The 21,641-nt window shown below is 35.9% G+C and carries 15 protein-coding genes; 2 read left to right on the top strand and 13 right to left on the bottom strand.

Annotation, left to right across the window (positions count from 1 at the left end; all coding sequences use genetic code 11):
• Positions 1-36: 36 nt before the first annotated feature.
• Positions 37-1,278 (top strand): T9SS type A sorting domain-containing protein, encoded by a 1,242-nt coding sequence (locus tag KFE94_05705; GenBank protein ID UTW67604.1) that lies wholly within the window; start codon positions 37-39, stop codon positions 1,276-1,278.
• 71 nt (positions 1,279-1,349) lie between these two features.
• Here the strand turns inward: KFE94_05705 and KFE94_05700 are convergent, their stop codons facing one another.
• The 9 genes from KFE94_05700 to KFE94_05660 all read right to left on the bottom strand — a co-directional run bounded on the left by KFE94_05700 (position 1,350) and on the right by KFE94_05660 (position 16,725).
• A complete protein-coding gene (locus tag KFE94_05700) occupies positions 1,350-5,690 on the bottom strand; it encodes a PKD domain-containing protein (GenBank protein ID UTW67603.1) in 4,341 nt (1,446 codons plus the stop codon).
• A 181-nt stretch (positions 5,691-5,871) separates the two neighbouring features.
• Positions 5,872-7,764, bottom strand: a complete 1,893-nt coding sequence (locus KFE94_05695) for a hypothetical protein (protein ID UTW67602.1) — start codon at positions 7,762-7,764, stop codon at positions 5,872-5,874.
• Positions 7,765-7,941: 177 nt separating this feature from the next.
• On the bottom strand, positions 7,942-9,585 hold the full coding sequence (locus tag KFE94_05690; protein UTW67601.1) for a hypothetical protein: 1,644 nt from the start codon (positions 9,583-9,585) through the stop codon (positions 7,942-7,944).
• Positions 9,582-10,151, bottom strand: coding sequence for an RNA polymerase sigma factor (locus KFE94_05685; protein ID UTW67600.1), 570 nt, complete (start codon positions 10,149-10,151; stop codon positions 9,582-9,584). The genes KFE94_05690 and KFE94_05685 overlap by 4 nt, the downstream gene beginning before the upstream one ends.
• Positions 10,152-10,214: 63 nt before the next feature.
• Complete coding sequence (locus tag KFE94_05680) at positions 10,215-12,179, bottom strand: PKD domain-containing protein (protein UTW67599.1); 1,965 nt, start codon at positions 12,177-12,179, stop codon at positions 10,215-10,217.
• 104 nt (positions 12,180-12,283) lie between these two features.
• Complete coding sequence (locus KFE94_05675) at positions 12,284-14,077, bottom strand: phospholipid carrier-dependent glycosyltransferase (GenBank protein ID UTW67598.1); 1,794 nt, start codon at positions 14,075-14,077, stop codon at positions 12,284-12,286.
• Between the two features lie 10 nt (positions 14,078-14,087).
• Positions 14,088-14,831: a glycosyltransferase family 2 protein gene (locus tag KFE94_05670; protein UTW67597.1), complete on the bottom strand. Its 744-nt coding sequence runs from the start codon at positions 14,829-14,831 to the stop codon at positions 14,088-14,090.
• A gap of 265 nt (positions 14,832-15,096) precedes the next feature.
• Positions 15,097-16,152, bottom strand: coding sequence for a dTDP-glucose 4,6-dehydratase (gene rfbB / locus KFE94_05665; GenBank protein ID UTW67596.1), 1,056 nt, complete (start codon positions 16,150-16,152; stop codon positions 15,097-15,099).
• A gap of 63 nt (positions 16,153-16,215) precedes the next feature.
• A complete protein-coding gene (locus tag KFE94_05660; protein UTW67595.1) occupies positions 16,216-16,725 on the bottom strand; it encodes a DUF2480 family protein in 510 nt (169 codons plus the stop codon).
• A 126-nt stretch (positions 16,726-16,851) separates the two neighbouring features.
• Here KFE94_05660 and KFE94_05655 point away from each other — a divergent pair, with 126 nt between their 5' ends.
• Positions 16,852-18,330, top strand: a complete 1,479-nt coding sequence (locus KFE94_05655; GenBank protein ID UTW67594.1) for a DUF389 domain-containing protein — start codon at positions 16,852-16,854, stop codon at positions 18,328-18,330.
• Positions 18,331-18,367: 37 nt separating this feature from the next.
• On the opposite strand, the gene KFE94_05650 is transcribed toward KFE94_05655, so the two are convergent.
• From KFE94_05650 to sufD, 4 genes are read right to left on the bottom strand one after another with little or no spacing between them, the layout of a single operon-like run.
• On the bottom strand, positions 18,368-18,685 hold the full coding sequence (locus KFE94_05650) for a DUF59 domain-containing protein (protein ID UTW67593.1): 318 nt from the start codon (positions 18,683-18,685) through the stop codon (positions 18,368-18,370).
• A 4-nt stretch (positions 18,686-18,689) separates the two neighbouring features.
• Positions 18,690-19,115, bottom strand: coding sequence for a SufE family protein (locus KFE94_05645; protein ID UTW67592.1), 426 nt, complete (start codon positions 19,113-19,115; stop codon positions 18,690-18,692).
• Positions 19,116-19,126: 11 nt separating this feature from the next.
• Positions 19,127-20,338: a cysteine desulfurase gene (locus KFE94_05640; protein UTW68221.1), complete on the bottom strand. Its 1,212-nt coding sequence runs from the start codon at positions 20,336-20,338 to the stop codon at positions 19,127-19,129.
• 14 nt (positions 20,339-20,352) lie between these two features.
• On the bottom strand, positions 20,353-21,630 hold the full coding sequence (gene sufD / locus KFE94_05635; protein UTW67591.1) for a Fe-S cluster assembly protein SufD: 1,278 nt from the start codon (positions 21,628-21,630) through the stop codon (positions 20,353-20,355).
• Positions 21,631-21,641 lie beyond the last annotated feature (11 nt).

Raw genomic sequence — 21,641 nt, 5'->3', positions numbered from 1 at the left:
ATGTGTCCGTTTACGCGTGTATTAAACAAAATACACATGAGAAAAATTTACACATTAGCTATAGGTTTGGTTGGCCTTGTAGGTGCAAGTTTTGCACAAAACAACTTAGATTATAAAATTGAGCCACAACAGATGACCGGAGAGGTAATTGCTACAAGAGATGCTGCTTCGGCAGATGTAGCTAGAGGTACTCAAAGTTGTGTGGATACTGTAGATTATGCATTATACAGATCATTAAACAGTGCGGGTCAGGTGACTTATGCAACTGTACTTTTACAAGATTCAATGACTACAATCAAAGGAATGGGATTATTTTTCCCGGTACCTGCAGGTCAAAGTGTTGGCGTAAATGGATTAGAATTCTTTGCGAATAGTAGAAAAGCAGATGGTTCAGCTTCATCGGTTGTTGTAAGCCTTTATACTGCTGGCGCAGATTCATTACCAACTGGAACAGCTTTAGAAACACAAACTGTAAGTGTAGATACGAATAGCCAAACTTTAGGTGATATTTATAACCTGGTTACATTTTCTAGTGTAGCAAACTTGAGCAATTCTTTCGTAATCACTGTTGAAGCAGGGTCTCCTACTGATTCAACTGCTTTATGGACCGGTGGTGTACTTTCTGGAGGTTTTGATGGATACCCAACTTCATTAGAAGTAGGTGGTAACTGGTTAAGACCTGGAGCTTCTGCTCAAATTGGTGGAATTGTACCAAGAATTCACCCATTGATCCAATATGATGTTATGAACAATGTGATTCCTAGTGTGACTAAATTATCAGGACCAAATGAAGAAGTAACTTTCAATATTACTGCTTCTCAAATGGGAAGTTCTTATTTAACTTTCACTGGTTTATTACAAGATAACAATACTACTGCAATCAACTTCGGTGATGGTAATATGACTGTTGATGCTTCAGCTACTGAAACAAATACTTATGCAGTTGAAACTAACGATTATACAGTGGTTTTAACTGATTCAGTTGGTTTATATACAATCAACCCGGAGTTTTGTGTGGCTACTGAGACGATTACAATCCAAAAAGCGTATCCATTAAGCATTAATGATTTAGATAGCGGAAAATTCTTCGCATTTACATCAAATGATGAGATCGTTGTTGGAAACGGAGAAGGTACTGCAGTATTATACAGCATTACTGGTACTGTTGTGAAACAAGTTGTTCTTTCAAATACTTTAGAAAGAATCAATGTATCTGACTTATCAAACGGAGTTTATATGCTTCAGGTAGGTGAAAACGTTGTGAAGTTGAATTTATAATTCGATATATTAATAAGGAAAAACCCCCATACAATTACTTGTATGGGGGTTTTTATTTGGGATGAAAATCGTTATCTGCTGATTAAATTAACTGTTCCTACAAACTCTGCGGTTTTACCGCTAAAACCAATAACCTTTATTTTATATACATAAGCAGTATTACCATTTAATGTCTGACCATTGTAGGTACCATCCCATCCTTGATCCAACTCTCTTGATTCATATACTAAATTGCCCCAATAATCATAAATATACATATACATCAAGCGATCTACACCATCAGATGCGAGCATAAAGACATCGTTATCTCCGTCATTATTTGGCGTAAATGAGTTGGGTATATAGACATTGAAATCAATAATGTCAACGGTAACCGAAGTATCTCCGCTAAAACATTGGAAAGGGTCTTCGTAGTGTAAGGTGTACACACTTTTTTGTTGCGGTTCTACAAAAGGGTCTTTACAATCTTCGCAACTTAAATATTCATCGGAAGTCCATAAATAGTTTAGTTTTTGATCTGCATTTACGGTCAAAGCAAAGCTTTGACCTTCATAGATCATGGTATCCTTTGGAAAAGATAAAATCTGTGCAGGAGTTACAATTTGGATATCCAGGGTATCTGTATTAATGCAGTTATTTGAGTCCGTTCCCTGAACTACATATTGCATGTTTTGGGTCGTTGTGGTTATCGGGTTTGGAATATTTGTAGCGGTTAAAAAATTGGAAGGGAACCATTGAAATGAATTTGCTCCAGATACAGACAATTGCAAAGAATCACCATAACAAATAGAAGTATCAGAATAGGTGCTCACATGAGGTAACGGAAATACTTCGATTTGTTTTTGAATGGAATCCATACAGCTTACCGAGTCATTCCAAACTTTTAGGGAAATTGTACGCATACCAGGTTGGGTGAGATCCAGGTTCGGATTTTTAGAAGATGATTTAAAGATTCCATCAACAGACCATGCTTGCTGGTTATATCCAGCGGATTTGTTAGTGAGATTCAGATTTACAGGAGTACATCCAAATTGGTGAGAAAGGTCAAAATCGGCTTTAATTTCGATCACATGTACTGTGCTCTGGTCTGTTTTAACGCATAACCCCAAAGAGTCTGAAGTCAAAAGAGTTATGTCGTAACTTGTTGCGTAATTGTAGGTGTGATAAATCGCACTACTTTGATTATTTAAAGTTTGGATTGTACCATCGCCAAAATCCCATGTGAAGATATTGGCTGCCGGATTAATTTGTGCCACATTAAAGCTAAATTGCTTATTCAGACATCCGGTATTGGGTTGAAGATCAATTTGAGCTGTTGGCCCTTGTATATTGATATGTTGTCCAAGGTTAATAGAATCGGAACAACCATAGTCTGAAGTTACCTTTAAAGTAATATCATAAACTCCAGGTTGATGGTATAGATGCTGTGCCATGCCGGAACTTGTGATTCTCGTACCGGTTGTATCTCCAAAATTCCATTCCCATGAAGTGGCTATGTTTGAAGTATTATTGAATATAATACTGGAAGGGTAACAAGAAGTAGATTGTTTATCAGACGCGAATTGTGGGCTTGGAATAGGTCTAACCGTAATAAATGATGGTCTGGTGAATGTATTGATACAGCCATTGGAATCTGCTACGGAAAGAGAGATAGAATATTGTCCATCGGTTTGGTAAGCATGCGAAGGAGTTTGAATAGTACTGCTTGAACTGTCTCCAAAATCCCAGGCATAAGTATAATTCCCATTCGGAATATCTATGAAATTTGCTGTATCTCGTGCACAAATATCTAAGTCGGTAGAATTAAAAAATGCAGGAGGTAGAGTCGTTGCGATATAGTCATATCGTTTAACCGAATGAGAGCAACCGAAAGTATCAGTTACAGTTAAGCTGACATCATATGATGTGGCTTGCTGCTGTGTATACACATGATTAAAATTCTTTTGAGAAGAATTCGTCCCATCCCCAAAGTTCCACAAATAAGAAATGATATTGGTGTCACTTGATGAGGAATCCGAAAACTGAACAGAAAAAGGTGCACATCCCAGCATCGTATCCACATTCATTCTTGCGATCGGTTTAAAAGCTTTTACATGGGTTGCTAATGTATCTCTACAACCGTTTAAATCTTTGATTATAGCATAAATCGTATTATTTCCACGTTGGTTGATTCTGAATTTATGAGCGCCAATACCAGAAGCAAGATTTGAGAAATTGTTTAAAGACCAGTCAATGGAACCAAAAATATTGTTGGAGCCGCTGGTTGAGAATAAGACGGAGTCATTTAAACATGTGATGGAATCAGTACTGGATAATTGTCCTTGAAGGTAACGAATACGTACTTTTTTAGTGTATTTGTATTGACAACTTGTGGTAGAGTCCTTCGCTAAAATAGATACATCGTAATCACCATCGATATTCGGAAATACATGAGTATGATTCCAACTGGTTGAATCAATTGGTGAGTTATCATCGAAATCCCAATAAAAACTTGTACCCCCCAAAGTTGAAGGTGAGAAGGCCACATTATTGGGTTGTGTACAATCTACGTTATAGCTAAAATCTGTTATTGGTGATTTAATATAAATTGCTGAATCGATAGATGCAGTATCATAACACCCATTGTAGCCCACAATAAGTGAAATGTTTAAATAACCTGTGTCCTTAAAAATATGCTGTGGTTGTGGTTGATACTCAAAGGATCCGTCCCCAAAATTCCAGGAGTAATAGTTAATGAGATTAGTATCTGTAGAGTTGTTGATACATTGAATAGATTCCGAACCACAAGCTAAATTCGTATCTAATGCGAAAGCAGCATTTTGAGGACTTCCAACTCTAATGGTCTTAATAATACTCGTTTGACATCCTGAATACGTAATCGCGGTTAGCTTTACCTTGTAAACTCCAGGTATAGTAAAAACATGCGTTGGCGACATTTGTGTGTTTGTAGTAGAAGAAACAGATCCAAAATCAAAATCCCAGAATACACTTTGAAGGGATAACAAAGCTGGAGTGGTATTTTGAAATTGTACGGTGAGCGGAGCACAACCTTCGGTAATACTAGGCGTAAAATTGGCCTGATTTACAATCAAAGAGTCATTGGCTAATTTGACCACAGTACTTTGACATCCAAAAGCAGTTGTAACAGTCAATGTATCATTGTAGATGCCAGGGTGATTGATTTGATGGGTTGGGTTTTGACTGGTAGATGTCCCATTATGAGCTCCAAAGTTCCATTCCCATTGCGTAATATTTCCGGTGGATTGATCCTGAAAGTTGACCATCATTGGTTGTTGACAAGAATAATGCGGTGAAGAAGTGAAATCGGCAGAAACAGTTTCTACAACAATATTTTGAGTTACAGTATCAGAACAACCTCCAGGATTATTAGCAACGAGAGTTATGGTGAATGTACCCGGATAAGCATAACTATGAGAGGTAGAAATACCTGTCCCGGTATTTCCATCTCCATAGTCCCATGTATAGTAAGAGTTTGTTGGGCCAACAGCGATAAAGTTCTCTAGGGTATTTCTACAGGTTGTATCTGGTGCATTTATAGAAGTAGAGCTATTTCCAATTCTAAGGTAGTTGTTGATGTTTAGTGTGTCTTTACATCCTATTGAATCAGTGACTATAAGTTCAACATCATAGTTTCCGGATTGATGAATTGCAGTCGCTAATTGAGAAGAAGTGAAATTTTGGTTGTTGACGGTCCATGAATAAGTAAAAGGGCTGGTGCCAATGGGTTGGCTGGATAAGTTTACGTTTAAGGGCGGACTGCATGCGAATCGAGAACCAATTGAAGAAAATCTCGATTTTGGCTTATAAACTTTAAAGGGATGTGAGATTATCGTGTAATCTGAGCAGCCCAGTGAATCGGTGACTTTTAATGAAATGGAATAATTTCCTTTAACTTGATACGTGTGAACTGCATTTTGGTTGGAGTCCAATAAAGCACCATCATCAAAATCCCATTCCCATGAAACAATAGGAGCTACCGATGCGGTTGAAATATCTTGAGGACTCAGAGTAACAGGAACACAACCATGATTTACCGGAAGTGATATGGCGGCTGTTGGGGGAGGTGTAACATGGATGAGGTTGGTCTTGGTAACAGTAGAGGTATCGATTCCATCTGAAACGGTAAGTGTAACACTATAAAATCCGGAAGAATTATAGATCACGTAAGGATGGGTATTATTTCCAATGGACATATTGCCATTTCCAAATTCCCATTTTCTATAGATAATGTTCGAGCCTGTGGAGAGATCGTTAAATTCAACCATTAAAGGACTGCATCCAATGGTTTGAACTGAAGAAAAATTAGCATTAACCTGAGCGTTAACGTTAATTGGGGCAAACAACAATATAATCACGTAGAGCAATGCAAAAGGGGCGTCTTTGCGTTGCATAGTGTTGTTTTAGTTTGTTATACAATTATTTAGTTGGTGTTTGTTGGTGATATGAAATTAGAACATCCTGAAAACGAAAGCATGTAACTATTCGGTCAAAGTTTATAAATGAATTTATAGTTAAATAGAATATGCGTTTTGTTAAACGAAAAAGTGTCAAGATATACAATATCAACTTTTTCTAATCATTAAACGGACGGGCTTGTTTGATGTATAAAGTACGGTTTTCACCATCTATTTTAAATTCTACATCCATTGCAAAAAGGGCGTATTCACCACCGGAATATGGCGTATAAAAGAAGTGTTTTTTGATGACGTGCAGCTGATACGCCAAATTGTAAATTTCTTCTGGAGTCATGACCAGCTCACCATTATTTAAACTTGAAGTAGTGATGATTTCAATCGTATGATGTTCATCATACATGTTGTGAAGCGTATTTGGATAGCAGATGAACTGATCACAAATCACACCAGGAGAAGGTTGAACGACATTCTCATTTCCCAGTTGTGCATTTACCGTAAACCCTAAATAACCATATCGATATAGATTTTTAGTAATGGCAACGCCATTTACAACTTCTGAAGGAAAGGAACGATGAACCAGAATTCCCATATACGCTTGTCGATGATCGACTGAAAAAAACTCACGTTCCATAAAGGCTTCATAATTCCATAAACTTGCCCATACCTTTTTAATGGCCCGATCAATCGTTTTTTGGTCGTCATATAGAATTCCCGTTTTAGAAGAATAAAGTCCGGCTCCTGAAAAACCTTTAGCATCTTCGGCATTGGTAGAAGATCGAAATCTCATTCGCTTGTATGTACCTAATGCTAAAATCATGTTTTCCGTATCTTTTAAAAGTTGATCATTAACAGGAGTGTTTTTGATCTCTCTTCTGATCTGTTTAAGATAGAATTGAATGGAATCCGGTTCTAAACTTTTATAATGGGTTAAGAAGTGTTCAATTCGTGTGTCGATCTTATTTTCTATCAGATGCTGATGGTAGTAAAAGAATGGGATTGCAAAAGCAGATTCTGGAACTTTGAAATTGTTCTTTAAAGAAAGTTTATAGAGTTCTCTAAAGTTTTGTGCTTTGTTACCCACATATTTTGAAGATTTTCTTTTGAGATCTTTAATGCTGATTAAAGAGTCTACGTCCAGATCATATTTTAATTTGATTTTTTTGGAGGCTGAGGTTTTGGGAATCACTTCTTCAATTTGTCGAAGATAAAAAGTATCACTTTCCACTTTAAGATGAACAGGGCTGTTGTTTAATCGTTGTAGATGATGATCCCTAAAAGCATTTGTGTAGGCCATGATCGGAATATCTCTATTTTGCCCCAGAATACTCAAGTGACTTAAAGGAGTCTGAAACTTGGTAACAATTACGCCAGCAACCTGAGGCAAAAACAGAGGTGTTTGATTGATGACAATAATATCAGTGGGTTGTAACTGATTTACACATGTCTCCAAATCATCAATGATTTTTAAATATCCGTCTGATTCACCTTTGCCAATGGCCTGGTAATCGAGATCCTGATAAATCTCCGAAGCGTGTAAAATGGGAATTTGTAATGCTAGTGAATCCGAGATTTCGTTTAATCTGTTACTGTTGATCAGAAACAGTAATTTTTTTGAATTATAAAATGAATTTTGAACCTTATTGAAGAATTGATAGATGAGTTTTTCAGACATCAAATCCGTTGGCGAAAGTTCTAAAAAATACTTGCCCGAAGTCTCGATAAGGTTGAGGTTCCCAAGCAAGTATTGGCGTTGAGAAGAGTTTTCATAATTCACTTCATTGAAATAGGAAAGGGTCACATTATTTCTTAAAACCTGCTCGCAAAATTCATGATGAAATTTATAATCTGAGGCATTTAAATAATAAATCTTATCAGTTTTTAAGTCGACAACCACTTTTATAGCTGAAAGTTGACCATACTTATTGGATAATGGTAAGCCGCTTAACGTTTCAAAATCATCGTTTGTCTTTAATTCGGATAAATATGCTTGAGTATAGATAGGAGAAAATGATCCAATGAAAAGAAGTAATATGAAAACCTTTTTTAACATATATTATCTACAACAATGATTAAGCCAAACCTAGATGTAAAAATACATGTTTTTCATGGCTAAGAAGAATACGTTTTTAAAACAAAAGGAGGGGAGTTAAGTAATCAAAGCGAGCGTTTGTCATAATCTTCCAAGGGACTTTTTCTCACTCTGATTACCATACTCGGCTGTGGGAGCCTAGAATCTGTATGCAACACCAACATTGACACCATAAAATAGATAACGATGTCGGAAACCAGATTCGTTTTTATAAATGCTGTTCAGGTTCATTTTCATCTGAGGTCTTGCCGTAAGTTGCCACTGATCTGTAATATTATATCCTAGTTCAGTTTGAAGCAGGTAGTTGTATTGGATATTATGAAACAATGAAGAACTCGAATTTTCCAATCGCACCGGATCTCCTGGACGAATAATTTGTCCGGAAGAGTTTGAATAGAACCCAAATGACATACCTGATGCCAATTGGAAAGTCCATCTTTCAATATTGAAATTGTAAGAGATCAATACTGGAACTTCAATAAGTTTGATTTTTTGCTCGGATTTAAAGTTTTTAGCAGTTGTATCGTATTTAGTAACATAGACCTGATCATGTTTTGATATGTAGGTGGAGTCTATAACTGTATCCTGATACGGAGCATAGTGCCACCAGCCACCTAACCACCAGGTACTATCATTTATCGTTATTTGTTGTTCTTGATATTTCCAATAGGAATTATCCACTTCGTTCCAATATGAGTTGTTGATCACACCTAAACCTCGGTGTGCTTGTTCTTCCACCATGTTGTTATAGGAAATACCTACCTGAATTCCCCAATTAGGTCTGAAGAGATATTCTGCGCTAAATTCGATATTTCTATTTTGTCCATAAGTTTGAACGTTGCTAGATGCGGTATTAAATGACTCGCTCCAGTAATTACCCACACTTAATCTTAATGTAAGTGGTAGATGAATTGACTTTAAGGGTTCGAAGTCGGAAGAAGGAATAGCTAATGAATTATCCTGTTTCGATAAAACCAGCGACTTTGTATTCATAAAACCTAAAGCTTGTTCTTTAAAGTCATGATTGAGAATGGTCTTTTTGTACTGTAAGTCTTGATGAGGTTGATTCACAGTATGTTCTTGAGATACATTCTGTTCCGTATCATTTGACATAACTGTATGATTGCTTGTTTTGCGAAGCGTTAATTGGTTTTGGTTAGTCGCATTATTTGTTCCGATACTGGAAGAAACAATAGCGGTTTGAGCAATATTAGAAGTTGATATATTCGATTTAGTCAGTTCTCCTTTAGCAACTTTTGATTCAGTTTTAGTATTCTGAGCTGTTATTTTGCGTGGACGCTCAGATATGGCGATTTCCGTAGTGTTATTTACAAGGTGGGATTCTAATTTAGAATTAGCTTCTTGTTCGTTTTTTATTAAAGAAGGTGTGGAATTAGTTTTTGATTCTTCATTAGTTAAAGCTTTGGAATCAAGAGTTTGATTTTGTTCTGTGCCTATTTGAATATTTTTAGAATAATCAGTGTTTGAAGATGTTGTATTGGAAATACGCTGTTTTTCAGTTGAATTGATAGTTTGATTTTCAGCAATGGGGTTTTTAGTTTGAATAAATTGTTGAGGTGTTGAGTCTGCAAAAAATAGAATAGATGAAATAACAATAGATAAGGCACTAACCACCATATATGGTTTTGTAAAAATAGGCGTGGATTTACCAGTGTTCAGCATTTGCTGAGCATCTTGCCAGTAAGCTGCATTAAAGTCATGCTCTTCACTTTCAAAAGCATCTTTAAATAACTTATCTATATTGTGATCACCGTTATTCATATCGCGATTGCAGTATTAATATTTAAAGACTTTGTTACCATAGTTTTAAGTCTTTTTCTTGCCTCGGCAAGTAACCATTTTGAGGTCCCCAAAGGAATCTCCAACATTTCAGCTATTTCTTTATGCGTATAACCATCTATCGCATAAAGGTTAAAAACTTCTTTCTGAGTTGCGGGCAACTCATGAATAAAAGATTTTATGTGTTCGAGATCAATGCGTTCTTTGATTTCATTTAATGAATAATTATCAAATTCTAAAGATCCGCTTTCAAAGCTAGTTGGAACGAAAAAATCTTTATTTCTTTTTTGACTTTTATATTCATTAATGATCGTATTAATCATTATTCGTTTAATCCAACGATCCCAGGGAACGTCAGATTTATACTTATCTAAATTCTGCGTAATTCTTAAAAAAGCCTTGTTTAATACTGGTGCAGCTTCTTCTTTATTGCGGAAATATCTTACACAGACAGCCATTAGGTCTGAAAAACAAAGCTTATATAGTTCATAATAAGCCTTTTCCTTACCTTTAATGCACTGTTGAATAAGTCTTTGATCAACCGCCATAAAGTAAAATATCCCGGTGCGGGAATTTGCCCACACCGAGATTAATTTTGAGATATTTAGATATTATTTTACAAACTTATATATTGCTTTATTACCGTTATTTTCAACAGATAAGATATAAACTCCTGTGTTTAACTCAGAAGTATTAACTGTCATTACACCAGTTGAAGAAACGTTAGTAGTCGAAATAACTTTACCAGTTAAATCTAATATTTGAAGCGTAGTTTTTCCACTTAATTCAGAACCTAAATCCACGTTAAGAATTTCTTTTACCGGATTTGGGAATAATCTGATATTAGCAAATTGTGGTAAATCATTAATTCCAGTAGCAATAGAAGCTTCAACAGTTGTACTGTTTACTTCAATTCTAATTTGATTTGTTCCTGGATGAGCTGCAGATAAAACCACATCAACAGAAGTAGTTACACGACCATGAACTTCAGGATAAACGGTGTAAGTACCGTAAGGTAAATCAGGAATATTAAATGATCCGGTGTTATCACTGTACTCGTACGCTACTGCATCACCGTTCTGATCTAAAATCATGATCTGGATATCAGACATTGGATCTCCGGTTTTGTTTGCCCCTTGACTTACTAAACCACCAACAAATCCTGGTCCTCCAGGGTTTGAACCTGGTACCAGATTGAAGTTTACGTTGTTTAGGTAAGGGGTGTTAAGAACTACATCAGTAGCATTGTTCCATAGTAATTCTCCTCCCCATACTGAGGTAGCATAATATGTAGGTAGGAAATTTGTATAGTTAATAGAAGCTGGACTAAGGGCAGCTTTAACTAAATATGTTCCGTAAGGTACGTTATAGAATGCATACATTCCGAAAGAATCGATTTGAGTAGTATCGACCATTGTTAAAGTTCCTGCAGCGGAATCATATGTAATTAAGAATACTACCCCAGCATCAGCACCTTGTAATCCCATTGCAACAATACCTGTGATTTGTCCCACAGTTGGAGTAGGAACAATGTTGGTTACAGTTATTGATGTAACCGAAGAATCACCACACCAGTTTAAGGTATCAATTACAGTAAATGTAACGTTGTAAGTTCCATTTGCAGCATAAGTGTGTGTTGGATTTAATAGAGTAGAAGTATTTCCATCACCAAAATCCCAGAAGTAACCACTAGAAACTGAAGGCACCGTGTTCGGAGTAAATGTATAAGAAGGGTCCATATTTGATACTGTAAATGAAGCATCACAAACTGCTGGATTAACTACTACTGTGTCACAGAAAGTATCTGAACAACCTGATGAAGGATCGGAAATAGTTAAACACATTACGTAATTGCCAGGAGTAGTTAAATTAACAACCGGGTTTTGTACTCCATATACACTACCATCACTTAAAATCCATGAGTAAACTGCTCCTGGGAATGGTGCGCTAGGAATGAAAATAAAAGTTCCGTTAGAATCAATTACAGTGAATGAAGCATCACATGAAGGTGTTGAGATACCAGTCACCGTTACTATATTGGTTACAGTATCAGCACACCAAATACTATCATAGAAAATACAAGTTACATTGTATGTTCCATTTGCGGTGTATGTATGCGTTGGATTATTTGCGTAGCTCACGTTTCCATCACCAAAATCCCATACATAAGAATAATATCCTGCTGGAGCAGTTGGAGTACCTGTTGGGTTGAACGTGAAAGTTGGAGATGTTCCAGAAATAGTAAATGCCGCACTACAAGTAACGGGTGCTGCGTTGGTTACATTGATCCAAAGGGTATCGATATCACTACAGTTTGAAGCAGAATCGATTACATTAAATGTAACCATATAACTTCCATTTGCAGCATAGGTATGTGAAGGACTGATGGTATAGCTAATATTCCCATCACCAAAATTCCACCAGGCAGCAGAACTGATTGAAGGGGTCGTGTTAGGCGAGAAACTAAACGTAGGGTCAGTTCCTGTATGTGTGAACGAAGCGTCACACTGGGCTTGAACCATTTGCACCGATAGTAGCGCAAAGATCGCAAGAATTAATTTGTTAATTTTTTTCATAATAAGTGTTTATAAAATGATATTAAATATGCTCCTAATACCATAGACAATATGAAAGAGGTGATTGGTTGGTAAAAGACTAAAAAAAATCAAAAAAGTTGTTTTTAATAGATTTTAATTTTCTTATTGTGTTGGTATTCACATCTTTCTATGATAGTTCCTTCTTTAGATTTTATAATGGCTGGCCCATGTAATTTATCATTTTCCCAGGAACCTTCCAGTTGACGACCATCAGAAAAGTATAAAGTCCCTTTACCATTACGCACATTGTTTTTCCAATTCCCTGCAAATGTCATCCCGTTTTCCCAAACAAAAGTACCATATCCTGAGCGTTCATTATTTTCCCATTCACCGGTGTACCCAAGGTCAGGAGAGAATTTAAGTAGATAGGTGTCGGGATTCTTAATGTGTTTGATTATTTTGAATTTATTAGGATAGCGCTGAACTGCTGGATATAAATATCTGTTAGTACTGGAATAACCTAACTGTTCTAAAACCACATAATCGGTGCCCGATTTCTTTAGAAAGTCAATCTGTTCTTCAATGTCTAAAGTGTATTTGTAATTGTTTACAAATACATCAGAATAGAAATGAAACATTCCTGGTTTTCTGGAAGTAACCGTAACATCCTGACCTTCCATATGTTTGATTTCTTTGGCGATTTTAAAATAGTTTTGATATGCAGGACTTCCCTTTTTCTGTGCGTTTTGATGATAAGCCTGAAGTTGTGGCTTGTAAGGGATAAATAATAATAAAATCAAGAGAGAGAAATAGGAATAGACTTTTTGATTTTTAAATGTGAATAGAAGTTTAAGAGGTTGAATGAGTCCGTTAAAGAAGCCCAAAGCTAAAAATGGAGTAATGGTCCAAACATATCTAATACCATTGCCTCCATGCCAAATCATAAAAATTCCGATGTTACCTAAAATCAGAAATAAAAGGAGATAATTGATTTTTTGAAGTTTCCAAATTCCAAATAAGATGATGAGAAGCGTGAGCCCTCCAATTACAATCATACTTTCTGTAGATAAATCTTTAAAGGGATAGAAGTTGAATAATGTTTCAGGAAAACCTTTAAGAACAGTATCAAAAAGGTTGGTTTTCATTTTGGATACAAATTCAGAAATTGAACCGATGTTACCTTCTTCAGGTCTCCATGGATTTACGGCCATAATGGACCCCATATAACGTCCTTTAATGCCATGAATAGAATTGCGAATAATCCAGGGAAGGTAAAGAATAAATAACCCAGTAATATATAGACCTATTTGTTTCCATTTTTTCTGAATTGCCCAGTGAATGCAAATACTTACAAGTAATGAAATTCCAGCTGTACGGAAATAATATGTCGTGATTGCACTGATAATTATCCCTAGAAAGTATGGGGATCTCCATTGCAAGTTGTTTTCATCAAAATGGATTACAAGATAAACAGTGAACATCGTAAAGAATAGAAATGGGATTTCGGACATTAAAATCGTTGAAAATCGTAGCAACCCAGGATTAAATGTGAGTAATAGAGTGATTGAAAAAGCTAAAATAGAGTCATTTGTACTTTTTTTGATAATGATATAAAACAGAATTAAGCCCACTAAGTAAAGTACCCCATTAAGAACTTTAAGTAATGGAATATTTTCACCAAAGAAAACCATAGTAATCGCTAAAAGTGAAGAGTATCCTGGAGGATACCAGTTGGTTGGGGAATAGTTGGAATTATAAGGTGAAGAGTAACCATGCCCATCTAGTATTGAAGTTGCATAGTTGAGGTAATTGTAATTATCTCCATTCGTATCTAATTTCATATCAAATATGAAAGCATAGATGAATAGGAATACAACTGAAATAATCAGTGGGTATACAAATGTATCGAGTATGTTTGATGATTTTAACTGCCCCATAGGTTTTATATTAATTCATGAATATTGGTGATTCAACCAGTCCCCATCTATGTAATCGATATTGGATGGACGTCTTAATAACTCCCATACCGTAGATAGCGCTCCGTTTAAGACTAATTGAAGAAGCTTCGTCAAAGTATTTAGTAGGGCATGTAATCTCTCCGATTTCGTGGTTAGACATAAAAATTTGACATAGCATTTGATTGTCGAAAATGAAGTCATCAGAGTTTTTTTCGATATCAATATCTTTAAATATCTGGGTAGAGAAAGCACGATATCCGGTATGATATTCAGAGAGTTTTTGATTCAACATTATGTTTTGGAAGAGTGTTAGAAATCGATTCGCCACATATTTGATCATAGGCATATTTCCTTTTAAAGCACCTTTACCCAGAATTCTAGACCCTAATACAACTGGATACAGATCGTTGGCAATAACAAAGGCCATGGATTGAATAAGTTTAGGTGTATACTGGTAATCCGGATGGAGCATGATTACGATATCGGCACCAAGCTCAATCGCTTTTTGGTAACATGTTTTTTGATTTCCTCCATAACCACGATTTTGTTGATGTCTAATAATGTGATGAATACCAATTTTTCTCGCCACAATCGCAGTATTGTCTGTACTACAATCGTCTACGAGAATAACATCATCCACAATGTCAAATGGAATTTCATTAAAAGTTTTCTGTAAAGTGTTTTTAGCATTGTACGCAGGCATAACCACGACAATTCGTTTATCCCCTATCATCTAGATATTACATTTTAGAATTTGTGCTACGGAAAATGGACGTAGCAGAATATTGCTCAAGATTTGGGATGACCCTTAGATGAATTAAGAGCGGAATTATCGGAGTGTCATCCTAATAAAGTAGACAACTCTGATTGGATATAGGGTTGGAGAAAAGGTTCTTTTTTTGTTAAAAAAATCACAATAGAATGCTGGTAAAATCACTGTCTGAGCAGATGTTTTTGATTTACATGGAGTTAAGATGAAAGTGATTTGTGGCGAAAAATTATCTATTTAGATACATTTCATCATAATATTTCTGGTAATCACCTGATGTGATATTATCCATCCATTCCTGATGGTCCATATACCAGTTTATGGTTTTCTCGATTCCTTCTTCAAATTGTAATGATGGTTCCCAACCTAATTCGGACATCAGTTTAGAGGAGTCAATCGCATATCTTAAATCATGACCTGCACGATCTTTCACAAAAGTGATCAGCTTTTCTGAAGTGCCTGTTTCTCGGCCTAGCCTTTTATCCATGGCTTTACAAATTACTTTGATCAGCTCAATATTGGTCCATTCGTTTTCCCCTCCAATATTATAAGTCTCTCCATCAACTCCTTTATGGAATATGACATCAATAGCACGGGCATGATCAATCACAAATAACCAGTCTCTGACATTTTCACCTTTACCGTATACTGGTAAAGGTTTGTTGTTTCTAATGTTATTAATGAATAACGGAATCAGTTTTTCGGGAAATTGATTTGGACCGTAATTATTAGAACAGTTGGAAATAACCGTTGGCATTCCATAAGTATCATGATAGGCTCTCACAAAATGATCTGAGCTTGCTTTAGAAGCTGAGTATGGGCTATGAGGATCGTAAGCTGTAGTTTCTAAAAACATCCCTGTTTCGCCAAGTGAACCATATACTTCATCGGTAGAAACGTGATAGAATAATTTGTTTTCAAAGTTATTGTTCCAAATATGCTTAGCAGCATTCAGAAGGTTAACCGTACCTACCACATTGGTCATCACAAATTCAATTGGATTTGAAATGGAACGATCTACATGACTTTCTGCAGCCAAATGAATTACTGCATCAAACTGGTGCTCTTCAAAAATGGATTGAATAAAACTAGCATCAACGATATCCCCTTTAATGAAGGTATAGTTAGAAGCATCTTCTATATCTCTGATGTTTTCCAGGTTCCCCGCATAAGTAAGTTTATCCAGATTATAGATATGATAATTGGGGTAATTCTGAACAAATAGTCTGACAACATGACTACCGATAAAACCTGCACCTCCAGTGATTAGAATTTTTTGATCCATTTTGTTGAGTATTGGGTGAGCAAATCTAATAAAACCTGATAGGAGTTGTAACTTGTTTATGTTTTATTTCTTTGACCGTTTGTACAAAGGTACAGCAGAACAAGGTTCTCCAAACATAATAGACTTTGCAAAGGGTTTTGCTTTGATTATAAAGTGCATATAAGCCTGTTGTGGAATAGGAAGATGTCCACAACCTTTAACAATTAGCATTTTGTCTTGATATTGAACAAAATCAAATTGATTGAAATATTCCTCAAACAATATGGTTTCCATAGTTTCCGTATTTCCAAAGACCACTTTTTTAGCAATAGATTCTAATTCTATCGCAATTAAAAGATATGCCCATGAAGGAACAATGACATCCACACTACAGATCACAGAAACGAAATGGTCCTGATATTGATTCCAATCATGATTTTTAACATAATCTCTGAAATCCTTCTCTTTAAGTATGAGTTCTTCAAATAGCCATGGTTTGATATCTAGTATGGTTCTTTTTCCATGGGTATAATAGTCTGCCAAATCAATTTGAATAAGACCACTTTTTTCTACTCTGTTGATGATTTCTGACATATGTTCGATCTGATTGAACAACAAAAATACATGTTATACCCGCATGTTTAGAAATAAGCGAATAAGTAATACTGATTTGAATTTTGGAAAAAATTATATTTACTAACTTTCCGAAAAATTACGCCAATGAATCCCGCTGAAGATAACCAGAATCAGGAACAAGAGAAGTTAGAGGATGCAAAACACGAAGTAAAAGAAAAGGTGACGGGTTTATATAGCTCGTTGAAAGAGTTTTTGGTTTCACTGGTCAGTGTAAAGAGTGAGATTGATTATGAAGAGTCTCCAAGGAGAATTGCGGAAGGAATCAAGTTTCAGGGCTTTAACGTTTGGGTATTGATCATCTCAATATTTATTGCTTCGATTGGGTTAAATTCTAATTCTACAGCGATCATTATCGGAGCCATGTTAATTTCTCCATTAATGGGACCCATTGTTGGAGTTGGTTTTTCATTGGGGACCAATAGATTTGACTTACTGAAACGGTCATTCATGAATTTTGTCATCATGGTTACCGTAAGTTTAATTACATCCTGGTTGTATTTTTTATTGACTCCAATAGATAAGGCGGATACAGAAATCTTAGCACGAACGGCTCCAACAATACTAGATGTATTGGTAGCTACATTTGGTGGATTGGCTGGTGCTATTGCTGGAACAAAAAAGACTCAGGGGCTAACCGTAATTCCAGGGGTGGCTATTGCAACTGCTCTGATGCCACCATTATGCACAGTAGGTTATGGACTGGCCACATTTCAAATGGAATTTGCATTGGGTGCGATGTACCTGTTTATGCTGAATTCTGTAATTATCAGTATTTCTACAACCGTTTTTGTGCGTGTGATAGGATTCCCTATTCATACTTTCGTTAATAAGAGAAAAGAGAAGAAAGCAAAGATCATTATCACGGTATCGATGATTGTATTAATAGTTCCAAGTATTTTCTTTTTTATCAATGCGACTCGTAAATCTTTATTCGAATCTGCTGCAAATAGATTTGTAAAGGAGGAAATCCAACATAGCAATAGCTTTGTAATTGCTGAGAATTTTAATTTTAATCCGAATCGAGATTCAAAAATTGAGATTTTAATGGGAGGACAAACGGTTGGTGATTCTACAATTCAGTCCTGGGTGGCCAAGTTGCAGGAATATAATCTGGAGAATACGGAGTTGCACATTATTCAAGATATTCATGATGAATTACTATCAGACAAGATTAAAGAGTTAGAACAAAGTTCCTCTAGTCAAAATGAAGAAAATCAATCGGCTTTTAATGCGATGATGTTGGAGAATAGGATGAATCTAAGTATGAAAGATTCTGTGATTAATGAATTAAATAATCAGATTCATAAACGAGATTCTATGATGATAGATTATCAACAGATTTCGGATGAAATTCGTTCTATGTACTCTGGTGTGAATACATTGGCGTTTGGCGATGTAATTGAAAATAGTGGAGAGAAATTAGATACGATTCCAACATTGTTTATTAATTGGTCCCGAAAGATAGGGACCTCAACAAAGAATGCCAGAATGAAGAAGTTGAAAGAATGGTTACCCATTCGAACACACAATACAAGGATCAGGATCAAACAATATTATCCATAAAAAAACAGCCGAAATATTTATTTCGGCTGTTTCAATTTTATAGCATTCCCAGTTCAAGCATAGCTTCTTCACTTAACATGTCTTTGGTCCATGGCGGTTCAAATGTAATATCCACCGATGCTTTTGTTACATCATGAATTCCTGCAACTTTATCTTCTACTTCTTGTGGAAGAGATTCTGCTACCGGACAGTTTGGAGTTGTTAATGTCATTAGGATGAATACAGAATAATCATCTTTAATTTGAACATCATAGATCAATCCCAGTTCGTATACATCGACAGGAATTTCCGGATCATAAATAGTTTTTAAGACCCGAATAATTTCATTTCCTAATAATTTTTTATTCATTTTCATAGCCTCATCCGTTTTGCTTCGCTCTATAAGCCAAAGCCGTCATTTTAATTTTGTTCACCATTGATGTGAGTCCATTGGCTCTATTTGGAGAAAGATGCTCTTTCAACCCTATTTCATCAATCGCGTATAGTTCGGTTGTTGCAATTTCCTGAGGGGTATGTCCGGAAAATATCTCTAACAATAACCCAATGATCCCTTTTGTAATAATGGCATCTGAATCTGCATTAAAAATTAATTTTCCATCTTTTTCGGTTGCAGTTAGCCAAACATTACTTTGACAACCGCGTACGATATTTTCATCAGTCTTATCAGAATCATTTAACCCTTCAAGTTCTTTTCCGTAATCGATAATATTCTCATATTTATCCATCCACTCATCGAACATGGCGAACTCTTCTATGATCTGATCTTGTTTTTCTTTAATCGTCATTTCGTATCTATTTAAGATAACATTCTTTGTGCACGTTTTACACCTGCAATAAATTGATCGACTTCTTCTTTGGTATTATAGATTGCAAATGAAGCTCGAACGGTTCCAGGAATATTAAAGTGTTGCATTAATGGTTCGGTACAATGATGTCCCGTACGTACTGCAATACCTAGTTGGTCTAAAATCACACCCAGATCATATGGATGGATATCTCCAATTAAAAATGAAATTACTCCAGCTTTGTGTTTTGAGGTTCCGATAAAACGAATCCCTTCAATTTTGCTTAACTCTTCAGTTGCGTAATCGTGGAGCATTTTTTCATGTGCTGCGATATTATGAGCTCCGTATTTTTTTAAGAAGTCTATGGCTGCTCCAAAACCAATGGTATCAGCAATATTTGGAGTTCCAGCCTCAAATTTGAAAGGTAAATCAGCATAAGTACTCTCTAATAAACTAACGGATTTGATCATTTCTCCACCACCATGATAAGGTGGCATTTTTTCTAAAAGCTCAGCTTTACCATATAAAAAACCAATTCCTGTTGGTCCATACATTTTGTGTGCAGAAGAAGCATAAAAATCACAATCCAGATCGTTAACATTTACTTCAATATGTGGCAAAGCTTGTGCACCATCCAATAAAACAACTGCGCCAAATTCATGCGCTTTTTGAATAATAAACTTCACATCATTTACAGTACCGAGTGTATTGGAGACATGTGCTACAGAAACTATTTTAGTCTTCTCATTGAGTAGCTCAGTATAGGCTTCTAAATCTAACTCACCGGCATCATTGATTGGAATAATTTTTAGAATTGCTCCTGTTTTTTTGCACCACATATGCCAGGGTACCATATTAGAATGATGCTCTAGTGTAGAAATAATGATTTCATCACCCGGCATGAGATTTTCAGCTCCGTAGGTCGATGCAAATAAATTAATGGCTTCTGTAGTTCCTCTGGTGAAGATGATCTCTTTTGATTCCGCACCGATATAATCGGCAAGGTTTTCCCGAACCGCTTCGTATTTGGAAGTAGCTTTTTGGCTTAACGTATGAACCCCTCTATGAATATTGGCATGTTCTTTCAAATAGTAATTTGAAATAGTTTCAATTACCGAAATTGGTTTTTGAGAAGATGCCGCATTGTCAAAGTATACTAAAGGTTTCCCATTTACTTTCTCCTGTAAAATGGGAAACTCTTCACGTATTTTAGAGATGTCCAATACTTTTTCCATGATTAAAGTTTTGCGCTTTTTTCAGCAATAGCGTTGAGAACAATCTCCTTGAAAGGTTCAAAAGAAATATTTTCGAGTGCATCCGCAGTAAATGCAGATACAAGTAATTTTTCAGCTTCAGTCCTGCGAATTCCTCTGGCCATTAAGTAGAAGAGCGCTTCTTCATCTAATTGACCAATGGTAGATCCATGCGAACATTTTACATCATCCGCATAAATTTCCAATTGTGGTCGGGAATATGCGTTAGCATCATCGCTTAACAAAATGTTGCGGTTGTTTTGGAAAGCATTAATGATTTGAGAGTCTTTTCTTACGTAGATTTTTCCATTGAAAATACCAGTAGATTGATCTCCCATAACTCCCTTGAACATCTGATTTGAGGTGCAATGTGCAGCTTTGTGGTCCAGGATGATACGATGATCCGCAACTTGTTTTTCGTTTAAGATATACGCGCCATTAACAGTAGTATCCGCATTTTCCCCGAGGATATTTACGTAGAAGTTTTTACGTAAAAGTTTTCCTCCAAAGATATAAGAACCGATATTCAAATGGCTATCACCTTGTTGATCAGCAATGGTAGTGTTTACCTGATTTGATAAGTTTCCATCCTGGTGATAATCATACCAATTCAAATATGCATTTGCTTCTACAGAAATGCTATTAAAATGGTTAGAAAAGGAAGTTTCTGAATCTCCATCAAACATATTGATGACCGACAATTCAGCTCCATTTTTTACCCGAATAAAGTTTCTTTTTGAAACCGATACGTTTTCACCTCTCGTAAGATGAATAACAAATAATGGAGTATCTAGTTTTATGTTTTTTTCTATTGTAATAGATACACCGTCTGTAAAAGACGCAGCGTTTAAGTGCGTGAAAGCTTCATTTTCACCTTCCCAATTGGTAGGAAGGGAAGAAATGTCCTGGCTATTTACATTTCCTGAACTTAAGGTTGCGATGTGGATTTGCTCTTCAGGAAGTTGACTTAAATCTGCATTAAAAAATCCATTCACAAATACAATATGTGGGTTCCCATCAATTGCGGATTTGATGTAATCTGGAATTGCTTTGAGATCGGACGGAGAAGAAATAAAACTCTTTTTTAAAAGTCCGGAAACTTTGGTGTATTTCCACACTTCACTTCGCAATGTCGGAAATGGAGTTGTTTCCAGTTGACGTAAACCCTCTGATCTAAGATGATCAAAACCGGATACGATATGATCGGTATTTACGATACTATCTACAAACTCCTTATTTTTTATTGGTGCTATGGCACTCATAATTATCTAAT

The organism is bacterium SCSIO 12643 (assembly GCA_024398135.1).
In the GTDB taxonomy this organism is placed as follows: domain Bacteria; phylum Bacteroidota; class Bacteroidia; order Flavobacteriales_G; family Salibacteraceae; genus CAJXZP01.
This window is presented reverse-complemented; position numbering and strand designations above follow the sequence as displayed.